The organism is Streptomyces sp. NPDC053750 (assembly GCF_044544295.1).
Lineage (GTDB): Bacteria > Actinomycetota > Actinomycetes > Streptomycetales > Streptomycetaceae > Streptomyces.
The window spans coordinates 1-23,889 of the sequence record NZ_JBITXB010000034.1 but is presented as its reverse complement, the minus strand read 5'-3'; the positions used below and the strand labels follow the sequence as shown (position 1 = coordinate 23,889).

Annotated in this window: 17 protein-coding genes and 3 pseudogenes; 17 read left to right on the top strand and 3 right to left on the bottom strand. The window is 68.3% G+C overall.

Annotated features, from left to right (window positions below):
- Position 1: 1 nt before the first annotated feature.
- The 11 genes and pseudogenes from ACIGO6_RS39745 (at position 2) to ACIGO6_RS39695 (ending at position 16,023) form a co-directional block, all read left to right on the top strand.
- The gene (locus ACIGO6_RS39745; protein ID WP_399885361.1) at positions 2 to 706 is read left to right on the top strand and encodes a hypothetical protein; all 705 of its coding nucleotides are present in this window, start codon (positions 2 to 4) and stop codon (positions 704 to 706) included.
- Between the two features lie 109 nt (positions 707 to 815).
- A complete protein-coding gene (locus tag ACIGO6_RS39740) occupies positions 816 to 1,085 on the top strand; it encodes a hypothetical protein (protein ID WP_399885359.1) in 270 nt (89 codons plus the stop codon).
- Between the two features lie 278 nt (positions 1,086 to 1,363).
- Entirely contained in the window at positions 1,364 to 1,543 is a 180-nt protein-coding gene (locus tag ACIGO6_RS39735) for a hypothetical protein (RefSeq protein WP_399885357.1), read from the top strand.
- Positions 1,540 to 1,911, top strand: coding sequence for a fic family toxin-antitoxin system, toxin component (locus tag ACIGO6_RS39730; RefSeq protein WP_399885355.1), 372 nt, complete (start codon positions 1,540 to 1,542; stop codon positions 1,909 to 1,911). The genes ACIGO6_RS39735 and ACIGO6_RS39730 overlap by 4 nt, the downstream gene beginning before the upstream one ends.
- A 214-nt stretch (positions 1,912 to 2,125) precedes the next feature.
- Positions 2,126 to 2,299: a hypothetical protein gene (locus ACIGO6_RS39725; RefSeq protein ID WP_399885353.1), complete on the top strand. Its 174-nt coding sequence runs from the start codon at positions 2,126 to 2,128 to the stop codon at positions 2,297 to 2,299.
- A 141-nt stretch (positions 2,300 to 2,440) separates the two neighbouring features.
- Positions 2,441 to 2,902, top strand: coding sequence for a hypothetical protein (locus ACIGO6_RS39720; protein ID WP_399885351.1), 462 nt, complete (start codon positions 2,441 to 2,443; stop codon positions 2,900 to 2,902).
- Positions 2,903 to 2,992: 90 nt separating this feature from the next.
- Positions 2,993 to 3,133, top strand: a pseudogene (locus ACIGO6_RS39715) (HNH endonuclease); the annotation flags it as partial.
- A gap of 851 nt (positions 3,134 to 3,984) precedes the next feature.
- Entirely contained in the window at positions 3,985 to 7,296 is a 3,312-nt protein-coding gene (locus ACIGO6_RS39710; protein ID WP_399885394.1) for a LamG domain-containing protein, read from the top strand.
- 127 nt (positions 7,297 to 7,423) lie between these two features.
- On the top strand, positions 7,424 to 14,440 hold the full coding sequence (locus tag ACIGO6_RS39705; protein WP_399885350.1) for a polymorphic toxin-type HINT domain-containing protein: 7,017 nt from the start codon (positions 7,424 to 7,426) through the stop codon (positions 14,438 to 14,440).
- A 107-nt stretch (positions 14,441 to 14,547) separates the two neighbouring features.
- Entirely contained in the window at positions 14,548 to 15,237 is a 690-nt protein-coding gene (locus ACIGO6_RS39700) for a hypothetical protein (RefSeq protein WP_399885348.1), read from the top strand.
- A 393-nt stretch (positions 15,238 to 15,630) separates the two neighbouring features.
- A complete protein-coding gene (locus ACIGO6_RS39695; protein WP_399885346.1) occupies positions 15,631 to 16,023 on the top strand; it encodes a hypothetical protein in 393 nt (130 codons plus the stop codon).
- 607 nt (positions 16,024 to 16,630) lie between these two features.
- Here ACIGO6_RS39695 and ACIGO6_RS39690 read toward each other — a convergent pair.
- Positions 16,631 to 17,383, bottom strand: a pseudogene (locus ACIGO6_RS39690) (transposase family protein); the annotation flags it as partial.
- Between the two features lie 288 nt (positions 17,384 to 17,671).
- On the opposite strand from ACIGO6_RS39690, the gene ACIGO6_RS39685 reads away from it, so the two are divergent.
- Together ACIGO6_RS39685 and ACIGO6_RS39680 are read left to right on the top strand one after the other, a co-directional pair.
- Positions 17,672 to 18,307 carry a hypothetical protein gene (locus tag ACIGO6_RS39685; protein ID WP_399885344.1) on the top strand — a complete coding sequence of 212 codons (636 nt, stop codon included), beginning with the start codon at positions 17,672 to 17,674 and terminating at the stop codon, positions 18,305 to 18,307.
- A 141-nt stretch (positions 18,308 to 18,448) separates the two neighbouring features.
- Positions 18,449 to 18,796 (top strand): hypothetical protein, encoded by a 348-nt coding sequence (locus ACIGO6_RS39680; protein WP_399885342.1) that lies wholly within the window; start codon positions 18,449 to 18,451, stop codon positions 18,794 to 18,796.
- Positions 18,797 to 19,216: 420 nt separating this feature from the next.
- Here ACIGO6_RS39680 and ACIGO6_RS39675 read toward each other — a convergent pair.
- Positions 19,217 to 19,492: pseudogene (locus ACIGO6_RS39675) on the bottom strand (transposase); the annotation flags it as partial.
- 211 nt (positions 19,493 to 19,703) lie between these two features.
- On the opposite strand from ACIGO6_RS39675, the gene ACIGO6_RS39670 reads away from it, so the two are divergent.
- Positions 19,704 to 20,465 (top strand): DUF4253 domain-containing protein, encoded by a 762-nt coding sequence (locus ACIGO6_RS39670; RefSeq protein WP_399885340.1) that lies wholly within the window; start codon positions 19,704 to 19,706, stop codon positions 20,463 to 20,465.
- A 162-nt stretch (positions 20,466 to 20,627) separates the two neighbouring features.
- Here the strand turns inward: ACIGO6_RS39670 and ACIGO6_RS39665 are convergent, their stop codons facing one another.
- A complete protein-coding gene (locus ACIGO6_RS39665; RefSeq protein WP_399885392.1) occupies positions 20,628 to 21,029 on the bottom strand; it encodes a lamin tail domain-containing protein in 402 nt (133 codons plus the stop codon).
- A gap of 315 nt (positions 21,030 to 21,344) precedes the next feature.
- Here ACIGO6_RS39665 and ACIGO6_RS39660 point away from each other — a divergent pair, with 315 nt between their 5' ends.
- The 3 genes from ACIGO6_RS39660 to ACIGO6_RS39650 all read left to right on the top strand — a co-directional run bounded on the left by ACIGO6_RS39660 (position 21,345) and on the right by ACIGO6_RS39650 (position 23,737).
- Positions 21,345 to 21,668, top strand: a complete 324-nt coding sequence (locus ACIGO6_RS39660) for a hypothetical protein (protein WP_399885338.1) — start codon at positions 21,345 to 21,347, stop codon at positions 21,666 to 21,668.
- 82 nt (positions 21,669 to 21,750) lie between these two features.
- On the top strand, positions 21,751 to 22,140 hold the full coding sequence (locus ACIGO6_RS39655; RefSeq protein WP_399885336.1) for a DnaB-like helicase N-terminal domain-containing protein: 390 nt from the start codon (positions 21,751 to 21,753) through the stop codon (positions 22,138 to 22,140).
- 40 nt (positions 22,141 to 22,180) lie between these two features.
- Positions 22,181 to 23,737 (top strand): ISL3 family transposase, encoded by a 1,557-nt coding sequence (locus ACIGO6_RS39650; protein ID WP_399885333.1) that lies wholly within the window; start codon positions 22,181 to 22,183, stop codon positions 23,735 to 23,737.
- The last annotated feature ends 152 nt before the right edge of the window (positions 23,738 to 23,889 follow it).

Here is a 23,889-nt window from a genome sequence, read left to right as displayed (position 1 = left end):
CGTGAGCAGAGCAAAACTCAACCGATCCCGCCCCGCCGACACCGTCGAAGAGATCCTCGCCAAGGCCGGCGACGCCCTACGGGCCCGCCGCCGCCCCTTCGACGAGGCCGACGGCCTGCGCCGCCTCGCCCGCAAGACCCCCCTGCCCCCCACACGCGACACCGCCTTGGTCACACGCTCCCGCCGCCAACTCTCCGTCCTGACTCGCCTCTACCTCAAGGACCCCCAGGCGGCCCGCCACGTCGAAGAACTCGCCGCCTGCCTCGGCGACGACGGCGACGGCAACCGCCACCCCCCCTTCAAAGACCTCGACATCGACGGCGCCCAGCTCTTCGGCTGCATGCTCCACCTCGCCGACCACCCCCAAAGCGCCCAGTTCTGGTGGGAACTGGCCGCCGGCGCCGGCCACCTCGGCGCCACCTACTGCCTCTACCTCCACCACACCGCACACGGAGCCCGCACCCAAGCCACCCACTGGCTCGACCAACTGCGCCTGCAGGCCACCGACCTCGACGAGGAGTTCCTCCTGGGCACCGCCCGCTTCACCCAGTGGATGCACGAACACCGGCCCCCAGCCGCCCACCCGTTGCTGCTCGACGAAGTCGTACGACTCGCCCTGCACCACAACGACGACCAGCCCCTGGTGTGCCGGCCCGAACGCCAGATCGCCGACCGCCTCCACCACCAGGCAGCCCGCCGCGCCTGACCCCCGAACAGCCGACGAGGAGCCCCTCCCGCGGTCACCGGTTCCGAGGCCACCGACCGCAGAGCGAACTCCTCGCCCGGGAAACCACCTCACGAAAGAGAGCCTCCCCGTGCCCAAGCGTACGCGCCGAACCGCCCGCACGACGGCATCCCGCAACAAGCGCACCCGAACCAAGCGCACCCCGGCCCCCGGCCTCCAGCCCCCGCAGAGGCACGGACACCGGCAGTGGCCCTGGCGACCCACCCGCCGCCGGAACGAGCGCCGGGACGCACGCCATCACGGCACCCTGACCCGCCACCTGCTGCGCGGCGCCGTCTACGGCCTGGGCTCCGGCGTCGTCGGCCTCCTCTTCTGGTCGCTGCGATTCTGGATGGCCTAGCGATGCGCCTGCCGCCCGACCACTGACCGGGCCACTACGTGACGGGCGGCCCCTCAGTAGTGAAGCGGCCCGACTCCAGAGTCGGGTCGCTTCACTACTGGGGCTGGGGCAGGCGCACCCCCGGCGGCACCGAGTACACATCGTGGGCATCGTCACTGGTCCGACGGCCGAGACCTTGGCTCGTGGTCGCCGTCCCCCTCGTGGTTTTCGACTCTGCGGTCAGGCGGCAACGACAGCGGGGTGCTGCGGGACGGGCGCGGGGTGTCGGGCGGATTGTTATGGGACGCCACTTCAACAGGTACGTGGAGCGGCTCATCATCGAGGACACCACCGGCGCGCGCGCCGCCGGCATGGCCGCGGCCCAGCGGCTCATCGACGAGCACGGCTCGTTCCTCGACGATCTGGAGCAGCAGCTCGACGCCCCGTACACCGCCTCCCAGCCGGGTGTCGCCGGGTGATCCTGCACGTCGACGAATCCTGGATCCTCGAGGTCGCAGCACGGGCCGGCCACCGCGATCCCGCCGCCGACGACTACGGCGTGCCCATCGCCGCCGTCGCGCGCCATCGCGGCGAACTGCTCGACACCCCCGTCTACGACGGCGCCTACGCCCGCGCCGCCGCCCTGGTCCACACCCTGGGCCGCTGCCGCTGGCTGGAACGCTCCAACCTCACCGTCGCCTGCGCCGCCGCCGTCATGTACCTCGAGGCGAGCAACATCCCGGTCAGTCCCACCCGCGAGCAGCTCACCGCGCTCGCCCACGAACTGAACAACCCACGCTGCACAGCCGCCCGCATCGCGTCCTTCCTGCACACCTGGAAGCCCTGACTGCGGGCCGCGGTCCGATTCCACGTACGGCCGCGCGGCGCAGCGAAGGAGAGCTGGAGCGCGGCGAGCAATGGCACCCGGCACCCGTGCCAAGATCGCTTGTGCGGACTAGGCAGACTTCTTCTGCGGCCGTGCACCCTCTTCGTCCTGCGGGCCGTACTGGAAGACGGGACACCCCCGCGTCGGCGGGAAGGACGCGGGGACGGGCTGGGCCATGGGCTTGGTCCTCGGAGCACCCCCGCGTCCGAGGGGGTGCTCCAGTCAAGGCCGGCGTCGTATCGGTGACCTGCGGGTCCTCCCCCTCCTCGTCGCACCGACCACCTTCGGGCAGGGCGTGCTGGACTTCGTGGGCCAGCTGGCCTCCGGCATCAACGACGTCGGCCGCTGAGCCAAGCCCGCCACGGCGTATCGCCAAGGTGTCGACCAGCGGCAGAGGCCATACCACTTGGGTTCCACAGGCGTTCCTGGCCGCGGAGCAGGCGCTGTGTACCTCGCTATTCGCCCCTCATCCCGAAGGGAATCCACCCTGATGTGGCCCTCAGTCGTCGCCGTGCTCGGCACTCTCGCTGGAGCCCTGACCGCCGGACTCCTCCAGCACTGTTCGGCACACATGGCCCGCGCTGAACAGCGCACCGACAGCCACCGTCAGGACCAGCTCAACGCCGTCACCGAATTCGCGGATGGCCTGGTCGCGCACCGCTCGGCCATGTTCCACCGCGAGCGGCTGGCGCTGACCGAGGCTGGTAGCGAGCACCAGATGGAAGCCCCGACAACGAGCCACGACACCCGGGCGGCCATCAGTGCGCCCCACATCCGCCTCCAGGTCCTGGTCCCCGAGCTGGCCGGTCCCGCCCAGCAGGCTGCAGACGCCACGTACGCCTTGCGGCACGTCACCGATCGCCCTGAGCTGGACGCCCGCCGGCAGGCGGCCAAGGAAGCTACCGGGGCCTTCATCGCCGCGGCCGCCACGCTACTGAGTCCCAGAGCGTGACCACGATTACGGGACACCCTCAGGTCACACGAGACGTACCGAGGGGCACTCGATGGGTGCTCCTGGCCGAGGTCCGATCAGCATCGATTTGCTGAGTGGCTTCCGTCGGCGGCCGAGGTGCACTGCCGGTACGTCGTGGAGTGGGTGGGCACGAAGCTCCGCTGGACCATGTCGGCCGACGAAGCCGAGGTAGCGGTCCTGGGCGAGGTGGCGGCCGGTTGCCTGGAGTAGGTGGTGGCGTACGGGCCGGCCTCGTAGGAGGCCGGCCCGGCCCTGACCGGTTGCTGACAGGGTCCTCGCACGGTCGTCCCGAGCTGGTTGATGGCTGGTCAGGGGCCGGAGAGAGACCAGGCGGTGGTGTCGGCTGTCCGGTGCCGTGCCTGTCGTGATGGGTGTGGCCGGGTGGTCGTGGCAGCCGGTGGGGGCATGGTGTGGAGGGGGCCGGCTGGCCAGGTTGTTGATCTTGCCGTGTCGGTAAGGACGCAAGAATGTGATCTTGTGGCGTACAACCCTGGTTAAACGTTGCCTTCCTCACATGGCCTTCTGGAACTTGGCGTGTTGATGTCCGTTTCCTGCCCGTTGACCTGACGTTCTGTTGGGGCGTTAGTTACCCCTGGCTACTTTGTGAATCTTGCGGGTGGGGTGTGGCAGAGATGTGGACCCGATTGCGGGGCGGGCGAGGAGTGTTGCCCGGATGGAAGGACCGTGCGGGAGAGCCTGGCGGAAGACGTGGCCTCGGCACCACGGCGGGCGTGACCGCAGCGGTGTGCGCGGCGGTGATCGCGTCTCTCGTGCCTGGCCCGGTGGCTCACGCGGCTGGTGATGAGCCCGCCGTTCCGCCGTTGTCCGAGGGGCAGAAGGCTCTCGAGCAGGCGCAGGCCTCCGGCCAGCGGGTGGAGGTGACGGGGGAGCGTACGGAGCGGACCACGGTGTTCGCCAACCCGGACGGATCCACGTTCACGCTGGAGGAGTCCGCGGTACCGGTCCGTGTTCCGGCGGCCGGCGGTGGCTGGAAGGCACCGGATCCGACGCTGGAAAAGCGATCGGATGGCACCGTGGCTCCGAAGGGCGCCGCCGTGCAGATGACCTTCTCCGGCGGCGGTGACACCGGCCCGCTGGCGCGGATCGAGGACGAGGGCCGGTCCCTGACCCTGGACTGGCCCGGAAGCCTGCCGGCCCCACGCCTGGACGGCGCCAGTGCGGTCTACCCGGAGGTGCTCCCGGACGTTGACCTGCAGGTCACCGCCACCTCGGAAAGCTTCAAGTACCTCCTCGCGGTGAAGACCCCGGAGGCCGCGGCGAGCCAGGAACTGGAGAAGCTGACCTTCGCCCTGGACACGGAGAACCTGACCGTCACCAAGGGCGCGGCGGGCAACCTTGCCGCGGTGGACGGCAACGGCACCACGGTGTTCAGGTCTCCGCCGGCCCGGATGTGGGACTCCGCGGGCCAGGACGCCGACGACACTCAGCCGCAGCTGGTCACTGCGCAGGCTGCTGACAGCCCAGCGGCTGATCAGGGTGTTCCGTCAGACCCGGCGGAGAGCGCGCCCTCCGGTTCCGGTCTGGAACCGGGACAGGGCGATACGGTGGCCCGCCTGGACGTCGAAGTCGACGATGACTCTCTGTCGGTCATCCCGGACACCGGCATGCTGAACTCCACCGACGAGGCGGACTTCCCGGTCTTCATCGACCCTCCGGTGAGTTGGGACGAGTCGGAACGAACCCTGCTGCGCAGTGACGGCTACGAGTCGTACGGCTGGGGCAACGGGGACGACGGCATGGGCAAGGGCGCGGGCAAGTGCGGTTCCTGGTCCGGCTACTACTGCGGCCCCGGCTATGTGCAGAAGCTGTACTTCGAGTTCTCCCCGGCCCAGTTGAAGGGGAAAAAGGTTCTCGACGCCACCTTCCGGGTCACGGAGCCGTGGGCGTTCCAATGTGATCCTCGCTGGGTGGACCTGGTCCGCACCAACAACATCTCGTCTGCCACCACTTGGTCGTCGCGGCCGAAGGAGCTGGACTGGATGGGGGACCGGTGGGTGTCGGCCGGCCGCGGGTCGCTGTGTGACCCGGACTCGCCGGATGCGCCGATCGAGTTCAACGACAACCCCGAGGAAACGAACGAGAACCTCACTGCGACCGTGCGGGACTTCGCCGCGGGCAAGTTCTCCCGGCTGACCCTGGAGATCCGGGCGCACGACGAGTCGGACACCTCGGCGTGGAAACGGTTCAAGAACGATGCGGTGCTCGCCGTCGACTTCGTCGGACTGCCGGGCAAGCCCACCGGCGTCGGCCTGCAGGGCGGCGGGACCAGCACCGCCCCGGTGTGCGAACCCAATGAGAGCGACCCGGCGATCGTGTCCGACCCCACACCCCTGCTGAAGGCCACCGCTCAGACGGAGTCGGGCGGCGAGAAGGACGCCCAGCTGCGGGTCTACTTCGACGTCGACGTGCAGAACGCCGACAAGACGTGGACGGACGTCAGCCCGGGCAACGGCTCCCTCAGCCCCTCCACCGGCTACGTCGGTGACGAACGGGCCGTGTCGCTGACCTGGTCGAATCTCGCTGACGGCAAGCTTTACCGCTACCACGCATGGACCTGGTCGTACTACGGCTCCAACTACCTGAGCAGCGCCGCTTCCAACGGCTACTGCTACTTCCGGGTCGACTCCATGCCGCCGAAGGCCCCACAGGTCACCATCGCCAGCCCCTACACCGAGTGCACCAGCAGCGCCTGCGTGGCAGGGGGCGGGCCGGGAGTGGCGGCGTCTCTTACATTCAAGCCCGCCACAGGTGATGCGAACACCGCCTACCAGTACAAGTTGTCTTCCGATGCCGCATGGTCGGCCGAGCTGAAGGGCACGACCGTCACGGCGACGGTCACACCCACCCGCGGTGGCCTCTACCGCGTGTACGTGCGGGCCAAGGACAGTCTCGGCTGGGGCGAGCAGTCCGTGACCGACTTTCTCGTGGACTCCGGCGAGGGTCCGGTCGGCCGGTACCACTTCACGGAGACATCCGGGGCTGCTGTCGACTCCGGCACCGTCGACGGACACGATGACGCGAGCCTCTACGGGCAGGCCGCACGGGACGACCGCGGCCGCCGCGGCCTGATCACCCACGACACCCAGGACAACGCGCTCGAGTCCCCGGTCACGGACATGGGCCTGACCCTGAACGGAACCACCGACTACGCGGCCACCAGTTCATCGGTGGTGGACACGCGTGCCTCCTACACGGTCTCGGCCTGGGCCATGCTCAAGCCTGGCGTGACACACAACCAGACCGTCCTGGGCCAGGATGGTGGTTTCTACAGCGGCTTCTACCTCACCTACCGGGAGGAGGAGAAGACGTGGACGTTGAGCACGTCCCCCAAGGACGCCACCGACGGCAACATCACCGAGCAGAAGGTGACGGCCACACAGCCGGCCGCACGCGGCGTGTGGACCCACCTCGCGGCCGTGTACGACGCTCCACAGAAGCAGATCCGTCTGTATGTGAACGGCCGGCTGCAGGGCAGCGACACGGTGTCCGCGGCGTGGGCGGCCGAGGGGCCGCTGCAGATTGGCCGGGTGCTGTGGCGGGACGGCTACACCGACTACTTCGCCGGCTCCATCGACGAAGTCACCGTCTGGCAGCAGGCCCTGACCGGCGACCTGATCGCCGATGACGCCCGATTGATGAACTCGCCTAACCGTGCGGCGGTGGAACTGGTCGTCGACTGGTCGGCCGACCGCGGCAGCGGCACCGCCGTCCCCGACACCATTTCCGGCTACGGCAAGTCCCTGACGCTGTCCGGCGGTGCGGTCCTGGACGGCGCGGCGATGGTGTTCGACGGCACGGACGACGCGGCCGTGACCGCGGGACCGGTGGTCGACGACATGGGATCGTTCACCGTCACCACGCTGGCCGCCCTCGACTCGGCCAAGCTCCTGGCCAAGCCAGTCGGCTACACCGGCCAGGTCCTGGGTCAGCGTGCTGCGGACGGCTCGGCCTGGGGCATCTGGTTCGAGCGAACCGGCACCACGACTGTGTTCGACGAGCAGACGCTCGAGGAGAAGACCGTTCCGGAGGGGTTCTGGCGCTTCGGGCGGCTGAACGCCGACGGCAGCTTCAGCGCGGTCGCTTCCAGCGAGGCAGCGGTGATGGACGGCATGGTACGGCTGACCGGTGTCTTCGACGCCCATGCGGGAACGATCAGCCTCTACCTGAGCCGCAACGTCAACGGGGATCCGCAGGCCTTCACGGCGAAGGCGGGCTCGGGGGACTTCACCCTCGGCAAGGGCTTCTCCAAGGACGCCTGGCAGCACTATGTGCCGGTGAGTGTGGCTGAGGCGCGCGTATGGGCGGGTGCGATGGCCACCGAGGAGCAGGTCGGCGAAGCCGTGGGCGACTGACGAGGCATCCGGTGAGGACAGCCGCGTCGGCGGTTGTCCTCACCGGGCGGACTACGCGGCAGACCCTGCGGGCTGCGACCAGCGTGTGGAACTTCTCGAGATTCAGGAACTGGGTGGGGCGAGAACCATGGTCTTTGGCATAGGCACCTCAAGGCGGCGCGGGGAGGGAGTGCGGCGCAGAGCGGGCCGGCTGCTGGCGCAGTCGCTGGCTCTGGCACTCGTCGTACCCACCGGCCTGGCTCAGGTGGCGCAGGCGGTTGAGACAGACGGCCTGGGGCGACCTGACGTGTCCGGGACACCGGCGACCGAGGTCAAGGCGTTCGACGGGCCCGGCGCGGCGAAGGCCCGCGCCAAGGTCGCCAAGGAGCGCAAGGCCAACAGCGCCCAGGCCAAGCAGGCGGCCGGGGAGCGGAAAGCCGACTGGCCCAAGAACGGCACCGCGACCCTCGCCCTCAAGTCCGGTACGCAGCGCAGCGCGGCACCGGCCGGTGTCCCCGTCACGCTGAAGCCAGAAGCTTCCGCCCAGCAGCGTTCCTCGGCTGCCTCTGCGGCGGCATCCGGTGATGCGCAGGTCACCGTTCTGGACCAGGAGGCAGCCCGCAAGGCAGGAGTCACCGGCGTCCTCATGACGGCGGCGGCACAAAGCCCGGGCTCGGCCGGCTTGAGTGTCGACTACTCCGCGTTCGCCTCGGCCATCGGCGGCGGCTGGTCCCAGCGCCTGCGCATCGTGCAACTGCCCGGCTGCGCACTGACGACCCCGCACAAGGCGGAATGCCGCACACAGACGCCACTGCCGACGGACAACGACCTCAAGAGCCAGACCGTCTCAGCGCAGGTCACCCTGAAACAGTCGTCGCAGGGCGGGCCGTCCACCCAGCTGCTGGGCGAGGCAGGCAGCGCAGCTTCCGGCGCGACGGTCCTGGCGGTCACCGCCGCCTCCGCAGGATCGGGTCAGTCGCCCAAGGGCGCAGGCGACTATTCGGCGACGAAGCTGTCGGAGTCCTCGTCCTGGCAGGCCGGTGGCAGTTCCGGTTCCTTCACCTGGTCCCACGACTTCACGATGCCGCCCGCCGCGGCCGGCCCGGTGCCGCCCCTGTCCCTGTCCTACGACTCGGGCAGCGTGGACGGCCGCACCGCCACGACCAACAACCAGACCACCACGGTGGGTGAGGGCTTCACCCTCACCGAGTCCTACATCACCCGCACCTACGTCTCCTGCGACGAGGACGGCCACGACGACGTCTACGACCAGTGCTGGAAGTACGACAACGCAAGCCTGGTCCTGAACGGCAAGTCGACCCGCCTGATCAAGGACAACGACACCGGCAAATGGCACCTCGCCGACGACGACGCCTCCACGGTGACCCGCTCCACCGGAGCGGACAATGGCGACGACAACGGCGAGTACTGGACCGTGATCACCGGCGACGGCACCAAGTACGTCTTCGGCAAGAACAAGCTCGACGGCGCCGACACCCAGCGCACCAACTCCACCTGGACCGTCCCCGTCTTCGGCGACGACTCCGGCGAACCCGGCTACAGCGCCGGTGACGCCTTCGCCGACCGGGCACTGACCCAGGCCTGGCGCTGGAACCTCGACTACATCGAGGACACCCGCGGCAACGCGTCCACGTACTGGTACACCAGCGAGTCGAACTACTACAAGAAGAACAAGGCCACCAAGGCCAGCACGTCCTACGTCCGCGGCGGTTACCTCAACCGCATCGAGTACGGCCTGCGCAAGGACGCCCTGTTCACCGACAAGCCGGATGCCAAGGTCACCTTCGCCTACGCCGAGCGCTGCACCGCGTCCGACTGCTCCAGTCTGACCAAGGACACCGCGGAGAACTGGCCGGACGTGCCGTTCGACGCGATCTGCTCCAAGGACGACGACGAATGCAACGCGGCCGGCCCCTCCTTCTTCACCCGCAAGCGGCTGACCGGCATCGACACCTTCTCCTACAACGCCACCAGCAGTGCCTACGACCCGGTGGACTCCTGGGCGCTGACCGGGCAGTACCTGGACGGCGGTGATATCGGCGACAGCTCCGACCAGGTCCTCACCCTCACGTCACTCAAGCGGACCGCGAAGGCCGGCGACACCAGCATCACGGTCGACCCCATCACCTTCACCTACCACCTGCGCCCGAACCGGGTCGACGCCACCGACGACATCCTGCCCCTGACCCGCCCCCGCATCTCCACCGTCACCTCCGAGACGGGCGCGATCACCGAGGTCACGCTCTCCTCGCCGGAATGCGTGCGCAGCGAGGTCCTGGACGCCGCGCCGGACACCAACACCCGTTCCTGCTACCCGCAGTACTGGCACATCAACGGGTCCGAGAACGCGGCGATCGACTGGTTCCACAAGTACCGCGTCACCGCCGTCGGCGTACACGACCCGGCCGCCGCCAACCCCGCCGTCGAGCACGCCTACTCCTACAGCGGCGCCGCCTGGCACCACAACGACGACCCCTTCGTCCCCAAGGACGAGCGGACCTGGTCGGACTGGCGCGGCTACCGCCAGGTCACCGCATACACCGGCGCCGCCGGCGGCACCCGGTCCAAGACCGTCTCCGTCTACCTCCAGGGCATGCACGGCGACAAGAAGAAGGATGGCAGCACCAAGTCCGTCACCGTCGAGCCGCTGCTCGACACGGACGTCGACGTCCCAGCCGTCACTGACAGCGACCAGTACAAGGGGGCGCTGCGCCAGCAGGTCACCTACAACGGCAGCCAGCCCATCAGCAGCACCGTCCACGACTACACCTTCAAGAACACCGCCACCCAGACGGTCCCGGACGCCGCTGACCACATCGCCCTGTGGACCCGCGGCACCACGACCTACACCAGCACCTACCTCACCGGCTCCGAGACCTGGCGCACCCACGTCGCCACCAAGCACTACGACGACCTCGGCATGGTCAGCAGCGTCGACGACTACGGCCAAAGGGGCCTGGGCGGCGACGAGACCTGCACCCGCACCTGGTACGCACGCAACGCCGACGTAGGAATCACCAGCCTGGTCTCGCGCACCCGCACCGTCGCCAAGCAGTGCTCGGTCACCGACGCCAGCCTGAACCTGCCCGCCAACAGCAGCATCAGCGGTGACGTGCTGGCCGACACCGCGGCCGTCTACGACACGGCCGGCGCCACCACCTGGCTGGCCACCCAGAAACCCGCCAAGGGCCAGGTCACCTGGACCGGCCGCGCCACCGGCTACACCACCACCCCCGGCACCGACGGACAGCGGTTGCCCTCCGGCTGGCAGACCACCGCCACCACCACCTACGACGTCCTCGGCCGCCCGCTGACGGTCACCGACACCGCAGGCCGCACCACCTCCACCGCCTACACCCCCGCCGACGCAGGCCCTCTCACCCGCACGCTCACAACCGATCCCAAGGGCTATCGCTCAGTCAGCTACGTCGATCACCGCCGCGGCCTGCCGCTGCGCAGTTACGACATCAACTCCAAGAAGACCGAGCAGCACTATGACGCGCTCGGCCGGGTCACCGATGTGTGGCTGCCCAACCGCTCCAGCGGCAGCCAGAGCCCGAGCGTCAAGTTCGCCTATCACCTTGACAACGGCAAGCCGTCCTGGGTGTCGTCCTCGACGCTGACCAACGCCGCCGACATCTACAACACGAGCTACACGCTCTACGACTCGCTCCTGCGGCCGCTGCAGACCCAGTCACCGACCCCCGAGCGCGGGCGGCTGCTGACCGACACCCGCTACGACACCCGCGGCCTGGCCTACGAGACCTACGCGGACATCTTCGACAGCACCAGCACCCCCAGCGGCACCTACACGCGTGCCGAGTACGGCCGCGCACCGCAGCAGACGGAGACCGTCTTCGACGGCGCCGGCCGGCCCACCACCAGCACGCTGTACGTCAACGGCGTCAAGAAGTGGGCCACCACCACCAGCTACACCGGCGACTCCACCGCCACCACCGCCCTCGACGGCGGCTCCGCACAGCGCACCATCACCGACATCCGCGGCCGCACCACCGAAACCCGCTCCTACGCCGGCGCCAATCCCGCTGACGCCCACTTCGGCACCGGCCCCGGCGCCACCTACACCTCCACCAAGTTCACCTACGCCCTCGACGGCCGACAGAAGACCATCACGGGCCCCGACGGCGCCACCTGGTCCTACGGCTACGACCTGTTCGGCCGCCAGACCAGCGCCGACGACCCCGACAAGGGCAAGGCCACCAGCCAGTACAACGCCCTCGACCAGGTCATCAAGACCACCGACTCCCGCGGCAAGTCGATCCTGAGCGCCTACGACGAACTCGGCCGCCCCACCGGCACCTGGGCAGACTCGAAGACCGACGCCAACCAGCTCACCGGCCACACCTACGACACCCTCCTCAAGGGCCAGCCCACCGACTCCACCCGCTACGTCGGCGGCAAGAACGGCGACGCCTACACCCAGGCCGTCACCGCCTACGACACCATGGGCCGCGCCACCCACACCGAACTGCGTCTGCCGGCCACCGACCCGTTCGTCAAGGCCGGACAGCCGGCCACGCTCAAGTTCGAGACGGGCTACAACATCCCCGGCGCGGTGCAGAGCACCAGGGAACCCGCGCTCGGCGGCCTGGACGACGAGCAAACCTCGTACAAGTACGACGGCCTGGGCAACCTGACGGCGATCGGCAGCTACCTCACCGACATCGACTACTCCGCCCTGGCCGAACCGCAGACGCTGACCCTGGGCACAGGCGACACCAGCGTCTACATCGCCAACAAGTTCGAAGCCGGCACCGGCCGCCTGACCCAGAGCTACGTCCAGGATCAGATCCACCCCTACCGGCCGCAGGACCTCACCTACACCTACGACCAGACCGGCAACGTCACCCAGATCCGCGACGCCACCACCCTCGGCGGCACCACCAGCGCCGACACCCAGTGCTTCACCTACGACGCACACCAGCGCCTGACCGAAGCCTGGACCCCCACCACCGACTGCACCGAAACCCCCAGCGCCACCGCACTGTCGGGCCCGGCCCCGTACTGGACCAGCTACACCTACAACACCGCAGGCCAGCGCACCACCGAAACCCAGCACACCAGCACCGCCACCACCAAAACCACCTACTGCTACACCAACACCAACCAGCCCCACACCCTCACCGGAACCACCACCGGAACCGACTGCACCACCCCCGCACGCACCTACACCTACGACACCACCGGCAACACCACCCAACGCCCCGGCGTCGATGACAACGCCACCCAGAACCTGACCTGGTCGGAAGAAGGCAAGCTCACCCGCCTCACCGAGAACGACCAATCCACCGACTACCTATACGGCGCCGACGGCACCCTCCTCATCCGCACCACCGAGAACGGCGAACGCGTCCTCTACGCCGGCGCCACCGAACTCCACCTCCGCGCCGACGGCACCACCTGGGCCCAGCGCTACTACGCCGCAGGCGGCATCACCGCCGCAATGCGCTCCAACCAAACCGGCGGCGCCCCCAAGGTCACCTACCTCGTCAGTGACCACCACGGCACCTCCCACCTGGCCATCAACCGAGACAGCACCCTCACCTTCACCAAGCGCTACACCACCCCCTTCGGCGCAGACCGCGGCAAGCCCCAGTACGGCCCCTGGCCCGACGACAAGGGCTTCCTCGGCAAAACCCGCGACACCACCACCGGCCTCACCCACATCGGCGCCCGCGAATACGACCCAGGCATCGGCCAGTTCATCAGCGTTGACCCACTGTTGGAGGCTGACAGACCCCAGACCCTCAACGGCTACAGCTACGGGGCACAGAACCCCCTCGTCTTCTCCGACCCCACCGGCATGGGCCTCGCCTGCGGCGGAGCAGGCGGAGCTTCGGAGGGCTGCCCGAAGCGACCCGATGGTTCGAAGGGCAACGGACGCCCCAATGAAGCCGTATCTGGTCCGCCCAAAACCCAGCACCCCTGCAACAGCAACTGTGACAGCGCGTGGACTGCATCCCATGCGCCGACAGCGAACGACGCCGACCAACTCATGACTTGGTTCTCCGAGTACAGCCCCAATGGGCGTGCTCCGGACGGTGACTACTGGTCCACTCCGATCATCCAGAACAACGGACCGGGCCAGGCGTGCTTCGGGCGGGAAGGCTGCCGCCAGGCATGGCTGTACCTGGTTCGGGGTGGCGAAGACCTTGCCAAGGCCAAGCACATCGCCGCGACCTACTGCCTCGACAACGCCAAGGCCTGCGTTGACGACGCCGAGGCGTACGACCGCGGAAAGGTCCTCGAAAGCCTCATCTACATGGCAATCGGCGGCGGCAAGACCAACCGGGTAGCAAACTCGCTCGGCTGCAAGTGCTTCCTGGCCGGAACCGACGTCCTTATGGCCGACGGCGAGACGAAGGACATCGAAGACATTCGGCTCGGCGACGAGGTCATGGCCAAGGACCCGGAGACAGGTGAGGAAGGGCCGAGGAAGGTCACTCGCCTCATCAGGACCGAGGACGACAAGCACTTCAACGTCCTGTCCATCGCAACCGAGGACGGCGTCGAAAAACTCACAGCCACCCACGAACACCCGTTCTGGTCTCCGTCCGAAGGCTCCTGGATCGAAGCCGGCGACCTCACCCCCGGCATGACTCTCCTCACCGACGACGGCGACACCGTCATCGTCACGCGCAACCACGCCTACACCAGCCACGCCACCACGTACAACCTCACCGTCGATGACCTCCACACGTACTATGTGCTGGCGGGGGCCACGCCGGTACTCGTGCACAACAGTAATTGCCCCACGGCGGAGGAGTGGGCGCACGCCCGGGCTTCGGAGAATGCCGCCCGGTCGTCCAAGCCGGACGGTGCTACGGGCGGGTACCTGGTGATCGACGGAGTGGGAACGTTCGACCTGGTTTCGAGCGCGCCCTACGCCGGATACAGACCGTTGCCGGGTGTCAATCCCAGGTATGCGACGCATGTGGAAGTGCAGGCCGCAGCTCTGATGGCAAAGTACCGAGCCACCTCCGCTCGACTGATGATCAGTCATCCCCGGGGCGTCTGTTCGACTTGCGCGGATACGCTTCGCCAGATATTGCCGCAAGGTGTTCAGCTGACCGTGCGATACCAGCACGGCAGAAGGTTCTACACGGGAGGGACGTTCCCCTAGAGGGATCCCTATCCTTCTCGGAGAGGGTCTTCGTGGCTGATGCAGCATTTCCATCTTCCACGAAGGCCCTCTTCCGGCCTTACTGTGGCATGTGAGAGGATGCCCGAATGACCAGTTCTCTTTCTCACCCCCGCACAATTCTCGAAAAAACCGATTGGTCCCGGTTGGAGCATGGGGGTGGCCCGGCCGGGTCTGAGACGCCCGCCATACTGGCCGGACTGGAGTCGGGTGACCCGGCTGCGGTACGTGCCGCCTGCAGTCATCTCTGGGACGATCTCCTGCATCAGGGTTCCCTCTACTCGGCAACGCCCCCGAGCGCGCTGTACGTCGCCGCCGTCCTTGAACGTGCGGACTGTGGAGATTTCCTTTCCGAATCCCATCTCATTGCGTTGCTGGAATGGCTGGCTGAGGCTTCCTATGCTGTGGGTGATGAGAAGCGGAAGCAACTGGAGGACTGGTATGGACCTGGAGTGATGGACCGAGACCCTCTCTTCGGGGAGATGCAGTCGATACGGCCCACCCTCTTCCGTGGGGTTATCCCTTGGACTTTCGTCGAAAGTTCCGGCGTAGCAGAGGCCGCGCTTCTCGCTGCCTTGCATCTCCTTGACTCGCTGGAGCTTCAGCAGCATCGCGCGATTCTTTCTCCCAACATCCGTAGAATGCTGGCGGTAAGTTCCCGCAAGAGCTATAGGGTTGCAGCCGTTGTGGCTATGGCAGCCTGGGGGGAAGAGATCGATTCGATCGAAGGGGCGGCGGAGCTCCTGGAAGCTAGGGATGAACCTGGCTCCACGGCGTGAAAGTGGATCTGTGGACGAGGGAAATGGGAAGAGGTGTCTATTGGTCTGAGATTTCGCTTCGGTCAGCTCACCCGTGACCGGGTCGACGAGCATTACTCCACCGATGATGTTCATCTCCCACAGTTGTGGATGCGGTTCGACTTCTTCGAGTCCGTGGCCGACTGGCCGTGGTGTCAGGTCGACGGCTGGTGGTATCCGTGTCCCGTCTGCCGCTGGCCGATGCGGGTCGTCCGATCAGGGCCACTGTTCGACGTGCGCTGTGAGGCCCACGCGCCCCGGGGCGTGCACTACCGGTATACGCCCGGCAAAGGTCCGGGCCCTGGCGAGCTGACCGGGACCGGCAAGGCCGCGGTGCCTCTCACACCGCTTCCGGCCAGCTCTGATCATCTGGCCGTGAACCGGCACGTGTGGCGGTACGGCACCCTTCCCGTGCTCCTCGAGCTCCAGTTGCGCGAGGAGCTCGAAGGCCTGCCGTTCGTCGAGCTGGAGATGTGGCCGGGGGAGCAGCGGCCGGACGAGTACGACGTGCACATCACCATCGCGGTGCCGGGCAAGCGCACTCGACACTGGCGCGTAGATGCCAAGGCGTGGGAGTCGGTCGTCGCGCTCGGCAAAGCCCTTTCGGACCGTCCGGCGCTGCGGAAGGGGCTGACGATCGTCCTGCCCGACCACCAGCACAGCGAGCGGCACTTCCTCGCCGCCCAAGTACGCGAGCGGGGGGTCAAGGTGACCACGGTCAGCCGTCTCGTCAAGCAGGCCAAGGCCGCGTGCGGAGTGCCGCGGTGAGACCGGAGGAGTGGGAACTGCGCACGTTGTCCGTGTCCATGGCGCTGGCGCTGGCCGAGGGGTACTTCGGCTTCCGTGACGCCGACGGCCGGATGGTTGTGCCGCTGGACCAGGCGCATGTGTTCGCGGCCGCCCGCGTGGACCTGTGGGAGCGCTGGCCCCAGGTTCCGCGGCGCGTGCGGGAGCTGGCCGGCCGGTACTGGCACGTGCGCCCCGACGATCTTGCCGGACGCGGTACGTTCGAGGGGCTCGCGCGAACGTGTGCGACCTTGGGCGGCGGCCTGTACCGGCTACCTGATGATGTGCCGCCCCGCCAGACGACCTACGTGCTGGCCGCGCACGCTCAAAAGCCGCTGGAACTGGCACAGGAGCTGGTGCGCGAAGCCGAAGGCTACTACTACGACACCCGCCTGCCGTTGCCGGTGGCCGGCCCCGGGCGGTGGCAGTTCGGGGGATCCGAGCCCTCGGTGGTGACCATTCCCGACACCGAAGACGGCGCCCAGGTGAAGCCGCTGCGGCTGACGACCGCCCCGTATACGGCCACGACGACCGTCACCCGTAAGAAAATTTGCGCCTGGCCCGGCGCCAGGCCGCAGCCGACCCCCGCCATGGCTTGGGCGGTGCGGCTGATGCGGCGGGTCGAGCAGCGCGCTCTGCGCATGATGTGCCAGGACTTGAGTCGGGCGAAGGCGCGTTCGCCGGGGGCTCTCAGTCGTGCGTGGTCGCGGTTGAACTGCTGGTAGTGCTCGGGCTGTTCGCTGCGGTGGTGGTAGGGGGTGCGGAAGGTGGCGCCGGCGCCCTGGTAGGCGCGGTCGGCCAGGACAAGGATCTGCCGGGTGAGGCAGGCCTGCACGATGCCGTGGGCCCGGGCCGCGGTCAGGTCGCGGGAGAACCACAGCGGGGTGCCGTCCGGACGCGCGATTACCTGCACGTTCATGCCGTGCTTCCGGTGTTTCATCGAGTAGTACGGCTCGTCCGCGCGGACGCGGTCGATGGGGATCAGAGTGCCGTCAACGATGACATGGTCGCCCTCACCGAGACCGGTGAGGGCTTCATGAAGGCCGGGAGCCCAGGCAGCCAACACCTCCAGGGCCTCGTCGACGTACCGCCAGGCGGTGGCCTGGGATATCCCGAAACCGGCTCCGAGCTGCGAGAACGTCTCGTTCTTGCGCAGATGGACCAGCGTGAGCAGTGCCTGCTTGAAGCAGCCGAGCTTGCGCCAGCGGGTGTTGCGGGCCTGGCGGTGTTCGTACAGCAGCCAGGCAACATGCTCGACGAGCTCGTGCGGGACGTCGAGCGTGGCAGGATACGGAACCAACAGGGCCCCTTCGGTCGCCGGCAGGTTGAGTGGAATCACCACGCCAACGACGAGGGGCCCTGCCCCGTCACCACACCCGCTGACCAGCCCATTTCACCCTTCAGCACAGGATGAAAGAGGTTCACTGTCGCGTCCACAGCATCATCATGCCGATGGGACCAGCCCTGGGGGCTGATTCTGGCAGGACCGTCGGAGTTCTACGCGCACGCAAGGGTCATGACCTTTTCATAGGTTGCCCACATGTACGATCGCGCGTCACGGGATGAGGGTGCTCCTTCCTGCGGTGACGCCTGTCGGTAGCCCTTCCAGTACTTAACGGAGGTCGTGTACGTGGGCATCAGCAAGAGGAAGAGCAAGTCGACTCTCGTCTCCGGCGTCGTCGTGGTGGGCGTCCTCCTGGCGACACTGACGGGCTGCGGTGACGATGATGCCCCGTCGGACGCAGAGCCGAAGGCCAAGTCCAGTGCGACTGCGAGCGCCACGTCCGCCTCGCCGAGTTCTGTCAGCCCCTCGCCTGAGGAGCCTGTCGTGGAGGAGCCGGAGGAGACGGCCAGCGCTGTGCCGGAGAAGGTCACCCTGTCGCTTGCCGAGATCGCCGACACCCCAGGCACTTTCGACCAGTTCAAGGCGTTCGTGGCCAAGCACGGGACCGCCGAACAGAAGAAGGCCGTGCAGCACCTCAAGGGGTGGCGGGGCTACGAGCGCAAGCTGGCCTACCCGGCTCTGGAGGCCAGCTCCGACTACCCCACCGTCGACTACGAGGCCATAGACGGCGGCGACCAGGCGGAAGTCGACAAGATGATGGGCCTGGAGACTCAGAGCCAGCACCTGGCTGAGGCCCTCGCGGCCTGGTGGGACATCGACGAGACGGCGGTCTTGCAGGTGTATGACCGCACTGGCGAGTACGCCGCTGGTACGGCATGCATCCGGCCTGACAGCGTCTCGCAGGAGGGGTCCTGCCTCTGACCCCTCCCGTAACGACGGTCATCAGGCGGGCGGCAGCTCCTTTTAGTCGACCGCAGTCTGACCGCTCAGGCGGCCCTGGTATTCCTGCTGGGGCTGGGCATCACGGCCCTGTTCCGCAGGGACGAGCACGCCGCTGTCTGGGTGTTCCAGAGCGCTCTCTACACCGGGATCGCCGTCGCGGTCCTGGCCGTCCAGCGCCGTCGGGCCGCCCGAGCCGCGGGCACCGACGCGGGCGGACTCGCTAATCTGAACCGGAAGATCCGGCACCATGAGGTGCCGCAGGACCCCGAGGAGCAGGCGGCCATGCGACGGCTGGCCGCCGAGCAGCTCGGCCAGATGGAGCGGGCGGGCAAGTGGCTGCCGTACTGGCTCGGCGCTATGGGCCTCGTCGCGGTCGGCATGGTCGCGCTGTGCTCCTGGGTCCTGTGGATGCGCCGCCGCTCCCTGGACCGCCTCCGTTGGATGCGCCAGGCCCTGCGGCAGGAATGAGGCGCCCAGGGAGGGCAAGGCCTCATCCACCATGCGGGCGGCGGCCCCAGTCGAGGAACGCTCCACCCACGGCTGCTCGGGGGCCGACTCGGGCGGCTGGGGCGTGCCCGGGTGGGCGGCCGCGATGGCGGGGGCGGGTAGGCCTGGGCAGCACGCAGCCGGGCGGCGATGATAGCGCCGACCGAGGTGCGCACCGGGCTGGGCAGGGACCGATCGGCGATGACGTGCCGCAGCTGCTCGGCGCTCCAGCCCGCCTCTAGCCTCGGCCTTTCATGACGGTCTGCCGACGGAGTCGGTAGACCGTTTCGTGTTCTGTGCCTGTTGATGGGCAGGCCGGGTGCCCGTCTGTCGCGTCGGGTGGGCGCCGGGTTCCACGGCTCCGGTGGGCTGGTGCTGCTCGCGGGGACGGGGAAGCGCTGGTCAGCCGGGGTTTGGGAGGACTTGGAGCCGGTCCAGGGCGCCGGTGATCACGTCGGTCCAGGGCCAGTGCCCGGCGGTACGGAGGATGCGGCGGCGGCCGGTGGTGACGAGCTGGGCGGCGGTGGAGAACAGGCGGAACCGCAGGCGGCGCAGTTCCCAGCGCCGGGCCTCGCCGGTCAGGGCGAGCATCGGCATCCAGGCCAGCAGGTCAAGCGCGATCTGGACGATCTCCAGCCACACCTGATTCCGGGCGGTGTCGTGCAGGGGCAGGCCTCGACCGTGGTGGCCGGGTCATCGAGAACCACTGCGTGATGATCCCCTGAACGAGCGGCAGGTCCCTGCGACGCGCAGGTCGACGGCCCCCCGCTGTCGCTCCCGTGAACCCGGGCGGGCCGGTATAAGGCCTGTTGTCAGACCGGGGACCTAGCATCCGCTCGTGAACTTCGAAGACCGTCTGCCCCAGGGCTTGATACTGCCGCCTGGCCGCATGATCACGTCGGAGGACGGCCACGGCACCGTGCAGCCCCTGTGGCTGAGCGACAGCCCGCCTACTCCTGAGCTGTGGCCCCGTCTGCGCGCGGAGCATGCCACCTCCGGCCTGTGGCCGCTCCTGCTCGACCCCTTGGAGCCGCACGGCACCGACTTCCGCCCCTGGGCCTACGGCGAACTGTCCCCCGAACGCATGACCTCACCGGCAGACCACGACCCCGCCACTGTCCTGGCCCGCTGGTGGCGGGACTACACCGCCACCGACGAGGACGACGACCAGCTGGACGCAGAAGAACGCCTGGCCGTCACCGCCCCGTTCGGCCAGACGTGGCCCGGCCGCGCACCCGCCCCAACGCCCGTCGAGAACGCCGACGCGACAGCCGATCAGTACTACGCCCGGACCTTCCAGGCCCAGCACCCGCACGCCCGCCTCGGACTCGTCGCCGCGCCCCGTGGAGCCGACGCCCTCACCACCGCCGGCTGGAACGGCCCGGTGAACTACGACAACGACACCGCCACGTTCTCCGCCGTCCTCCGCGACTGGGAAGAGCGCTTCGGCGCCCGAGTCATCGGCGCCGGTTTCGCCACCCTGCACCTCAGCGTCGCAGCCCCACCACGCCGCCTCGAAGACGCCCTGCGTATCGCCGCCGAGCACTTCGCCTTCTGCCCCGACAACATCTGGCAGGGCGCCCACCGAGACCTGGCCACCTACGCCGAGGACCTCATCGACCTGAACTGCTGGGACTTCTGGTGGGACTGACCAGGCAGACAAGCCGAGCAGTCCGGGCCCCGCCGAGCAGCGCCAAAGGGGCATCGACAGATCCCGCACTCGTAGCCATGCGGAACGCCCTCCCCGCCATAGGGGAGGGCGTTCACAGTCCGGTGGGTGTGCCGGTGGGGGCACCGGCACCACCCGGGGGTGTCAGTGGCGGCCGTGGCGGTGGTGGCCCCAGGAGTCGGAGTCGATGAAGCGGCCGTGGTCGTTGCGGAGGCTGGCGGTGTCGGAGCGGTTGTCCCACACGTAGTTGCGGCGGTCCTGGTAGACGTCGGTGCGGGTGTCGCGGCCCTGGCCGGTGTGGACGCGGACGGTGGAGCGGCCGGCGAGGCGGTAGTCGTGGAAGGTGTAGCGGTGACCGTCCTCGTCACGCAGGGTCCAGCCGTCGAGGTTGACGGCGCGGCGGGTGTTGTTGGTGATCTCCACCCACTCGCGGTTGAGGGAGCGGTTGGAGCGGTCGTCTACGAGTTTTACGACAACCCGGCCTGGAACCCGGACTGGTCGCCGGCCTCCCCTGAGCCCGAAAGCCACAGCTCGGTAAAACCGCAGGCCGCAACGCTTCCCGGAACGCCGGAACCGTCGTTCGGGGAAGAAAGCAAAACCGCAGGTCAGGTCGCTTCCCGGAACGCCGGACGCGGTAACGCTGATTCCGGCGTTCCGGGAAGCGGTAACCGGCGCGTTCCAGCAGGTCAGACCGCTTCCCAGGTTCCGGGAAGCGGAATCGCGTCCCCCCACACCCCCCCGGAGGAGGTAACTACCTCCTCCCCCTACCCCCTCACTGACTCCTCGGGGTCGCTTCCGTCACAGCGGGAGGAGGGGGAGGGCAGCTTCGCCGGGAAGGACCTTCACGCGGCGGAGTCGTTCTTGCAGAAGCTGAGGCCGCCGCATCACATGGGTGCGGCGTCGGCCCGCAAGTACGCGCCGTTGCTACTGCGGTCGATGGCTGAGCAGGGCTGGCCGTCGATCTTCGAGGTTGACCACCTGCTGCTGGCGCGAGAGGTCACGCGGGATCCGGAAGGGTTCAAGCGGCCGTCGTCGCTGGTTGCGACGCGGATCAGGGATCTTGCGCGCTACGTCGTGGTCACCGGTACCAGCCGGGGCCAGGGCGCCACTGCTGAGCGGTGCCCGGATCACCCGGCGCGCTATCGCAGGGGCTGCGCGGAGTGCGCGATGACCGTGCCTGCCTGACCAGACAGCAGTGCGGGCCGCTCCCGTGCAGGGGAGCGACCCGCGAATCCCCTGACCGCTTACCCCGACCAGGAGACCCCCAGTGTCTACCAGCACCCCGTCTCAAAGCCACGACACCTCCGGTGATGACCTCGCCCCACGTGACGACAAGCAGCCGGCCGTGTTCACCCGCGTGCCGCCGCAGGATCTCCAGGCCGAACAGGCAGTCATCGGATCACTGCTGCTGTCCGGCAGCCCGAACAGCGCCGCCTACCGGTACTTCGGCGAGATCCTCGACACGGGCCTCGTCGCCGAGGAGTACTACCGGCCCGCCCACCAGCTGATCCACCGTGCGATCCTGGACGTTCACCGGGCGGGAGAGCCGGTGGTGTCGGCGTACAAGTGGACGTGGCCCTGGCAAGATTTTCGTGAAGCGGGGGTGTGCTCCCGTGCGCCGGTGACGCTCCGTCACGAGTCGCGGCATGGTCGGTGAGTGTGATGACCTCGTACGAACTGTGTCTCCGCACCTGGGTGTGGTGCGGGTGGAACGAGTGTGGTCGACGGGCGGTGTGGTCCGGATCGCGGCCCGCACCCGCGAGTTGACGGTGGCGTGCCCGGACTGCGGTCGCGGGTCGACGCGAGTGCACAGTCGCTACTGCCGCACGCTTGCCGACGTCGCGGTCGGTGGGCGTCCGGTGCTGATCAGGCTGTCGGTGCGGCGGCTGTTCTGTGACGCTCCGGGTTGTGGTCGGCGGACGTTCGCCGAGCAGGTAGAGGGGCTGACGGTGCGCTATCAGCGTCGCAGTCCACTGTTGCAGCATCTGGTGGAGACGGCCGGGGTACTGCTGGCCGGCCGTGGTGGTGCCCGGCTGCTGCAGATTCTGAAGGCGCCACTGTCGCGGACGAGTGTGCTGTTCCAGCTGATGCGCATGCCGCTTCCGCTGGCACCGACGCCGCAGGTGCTGGGCGTGGACGACTTCGCGTTGTACGCGGACACATACGGCACGCTGTTGGTGGACGCCGAGTCCCGGTTGCCGATCGAGTTGTGGTCCGGCCGGGATGCCGGGCAGTTGGCTTCCTGGCTGCGGGCGCATCCCGGTGTCCGCGTGGTGTGCAGGGATGGCTCACTGGTCTACCGGCAGGGCATCACCGAGGGTGCTCCGGACGCGGTGCAGGTCAGTGATCGTTTTCATTTGTGGCAGGGGCTTTCCAAGCGGGTGTCGGACGTGGCCGCTGCCCACCGTCGGTGCCTGCCCGCCGCGGTTCCCGATCCTGAACCGGCTCCGGCGAGCCCGGCGGCATCGCCGGAGCCGGCCGACACTCCGGCCCAGCGGCACGCGAAGCGGCTGTTCGAGGCGGTGCACGCGGTGACCGGCTCCGGCCGCTCGCTCAGCGCAGTAGCCCGCGAGCTGGGCCTGAACCGGCGCACGGTGGCCAAGTACGCCCGCGCCACCAGCTGGCAGGAGTGCGTACGCCGAACCCTGCCGCGGCGAAGCACCAGCCTCGATCCCTACCTCGAATACCTGCAGCAGCGGTGGGACGAGGGCGAGCACACCGCAACGGTGCTGCACCAGGAGATCACCGCCAAGGGCTACTGCGGCCACTACCAGAGAGTGAAAATGGCCATCGCGCCACTGCGCCGCGGCCTGCCGATCGACACACCACGCGAGCGGCCGCCCTCGCCCCGCCAGGTCGCCCGCTGGATCACCACCACCCCCTCCCACCGCAGCCTGCACGCCACCGAGGCACTCGGGCGGCTGCTCAGGCACTGCCCAGAACTGAACCGAACCCATGACCTGGTACGTCGGTTCGCCGCCATGCTCGACGCCCGTGACGCCACCATGCTGCCGGACTGGCTCGACCAACTCGCCACCTCACAGCTCCCCGCCCTGGCCGGCCTGGCCAAGGCTCTCCGCGAGGACCAGCCCGCAGTCGCGCAGGGCATCACCACCACGTTCAACTCCGGCGTCAACGAAGGCCGCATTTGTGATCTGAAGCTCCAAAAACGGATCATGGCCGGCCGCGCGGGAATACCGCTGCTCCGTCGCCGCGTGATCCTCATGGCCCTGCTCCGCCGCCGCGACTCGTGACGGAGCGTCACCGGCGCACGGGCACACATCCCCGCTTCACGAAAATCTTGCCAGGGCCACTTCAGCTCGTACGCCGACAGACGGTGGCGAAGAGCCGGGCGGGGCCGTGGAGGAAGGCCGCGGCTCCGGCGTCTCCGCCGGTCTCGGGCTCT

What these genes read in the sequence shown, in the direction of transcription:
- ACIGO6_RS39735 (WP_399885357.1), top strand. Translation starts at nt 1,364, where the DNA reads ATGGGACGCCACTTCAACAGGTACGTGGAGCGGCTCATCATCGAGGAC.
- ACIGO6_RS39725 (WP_399885353.1), top strand. Translation starts at nt 2,126, where the DNA reads ATGGGCTTGGTCCTCGGAGCACCCCCGCGTCCGAGGGGGTGCTCCAGT.
- ACIGO6_RS39720 (WP_399885351.1), top strand. Translation starts at nt 2,441, where the DNA reads ATGTGGCCCTCAGTCGTCGCCGTGCTCGGCACTCTCGCTGGAGCCCTG.
- ACIGO6_RS39710 (WP_399885394.1), top strand. Translation starts at nt 3,985, where the DNA reads ATGACCTTCTCCGGCGGCGGTGACACCGGCCCGCTGGCGCGGATCGAG.
- ACIGO6_RS39705 (WP_399885350.1), top strand. Translation starts at nt 7,424, where the DNA reads ATGGTCTTTGGCATAGGCACCTCAAGGCGGCGCGGGGAGGGAGTGCGG.
- ACIGO6_RS39700 (WP_399885348.1), top strand. Translation starts at nt 14,548, where the DNA reads ATGACCAGTTCTCTTTCTCACCCCCGCACAATTCTCGAAAAAACCGAT.
- ACIGO6_RS39670 (WP_399885340.1), top strand. Translation starts at nt 19,704, where the DNA reads ATGATCACGTCGGAGGACGGCCACGGCACCGTGCAGCCCCTGTGGCTG.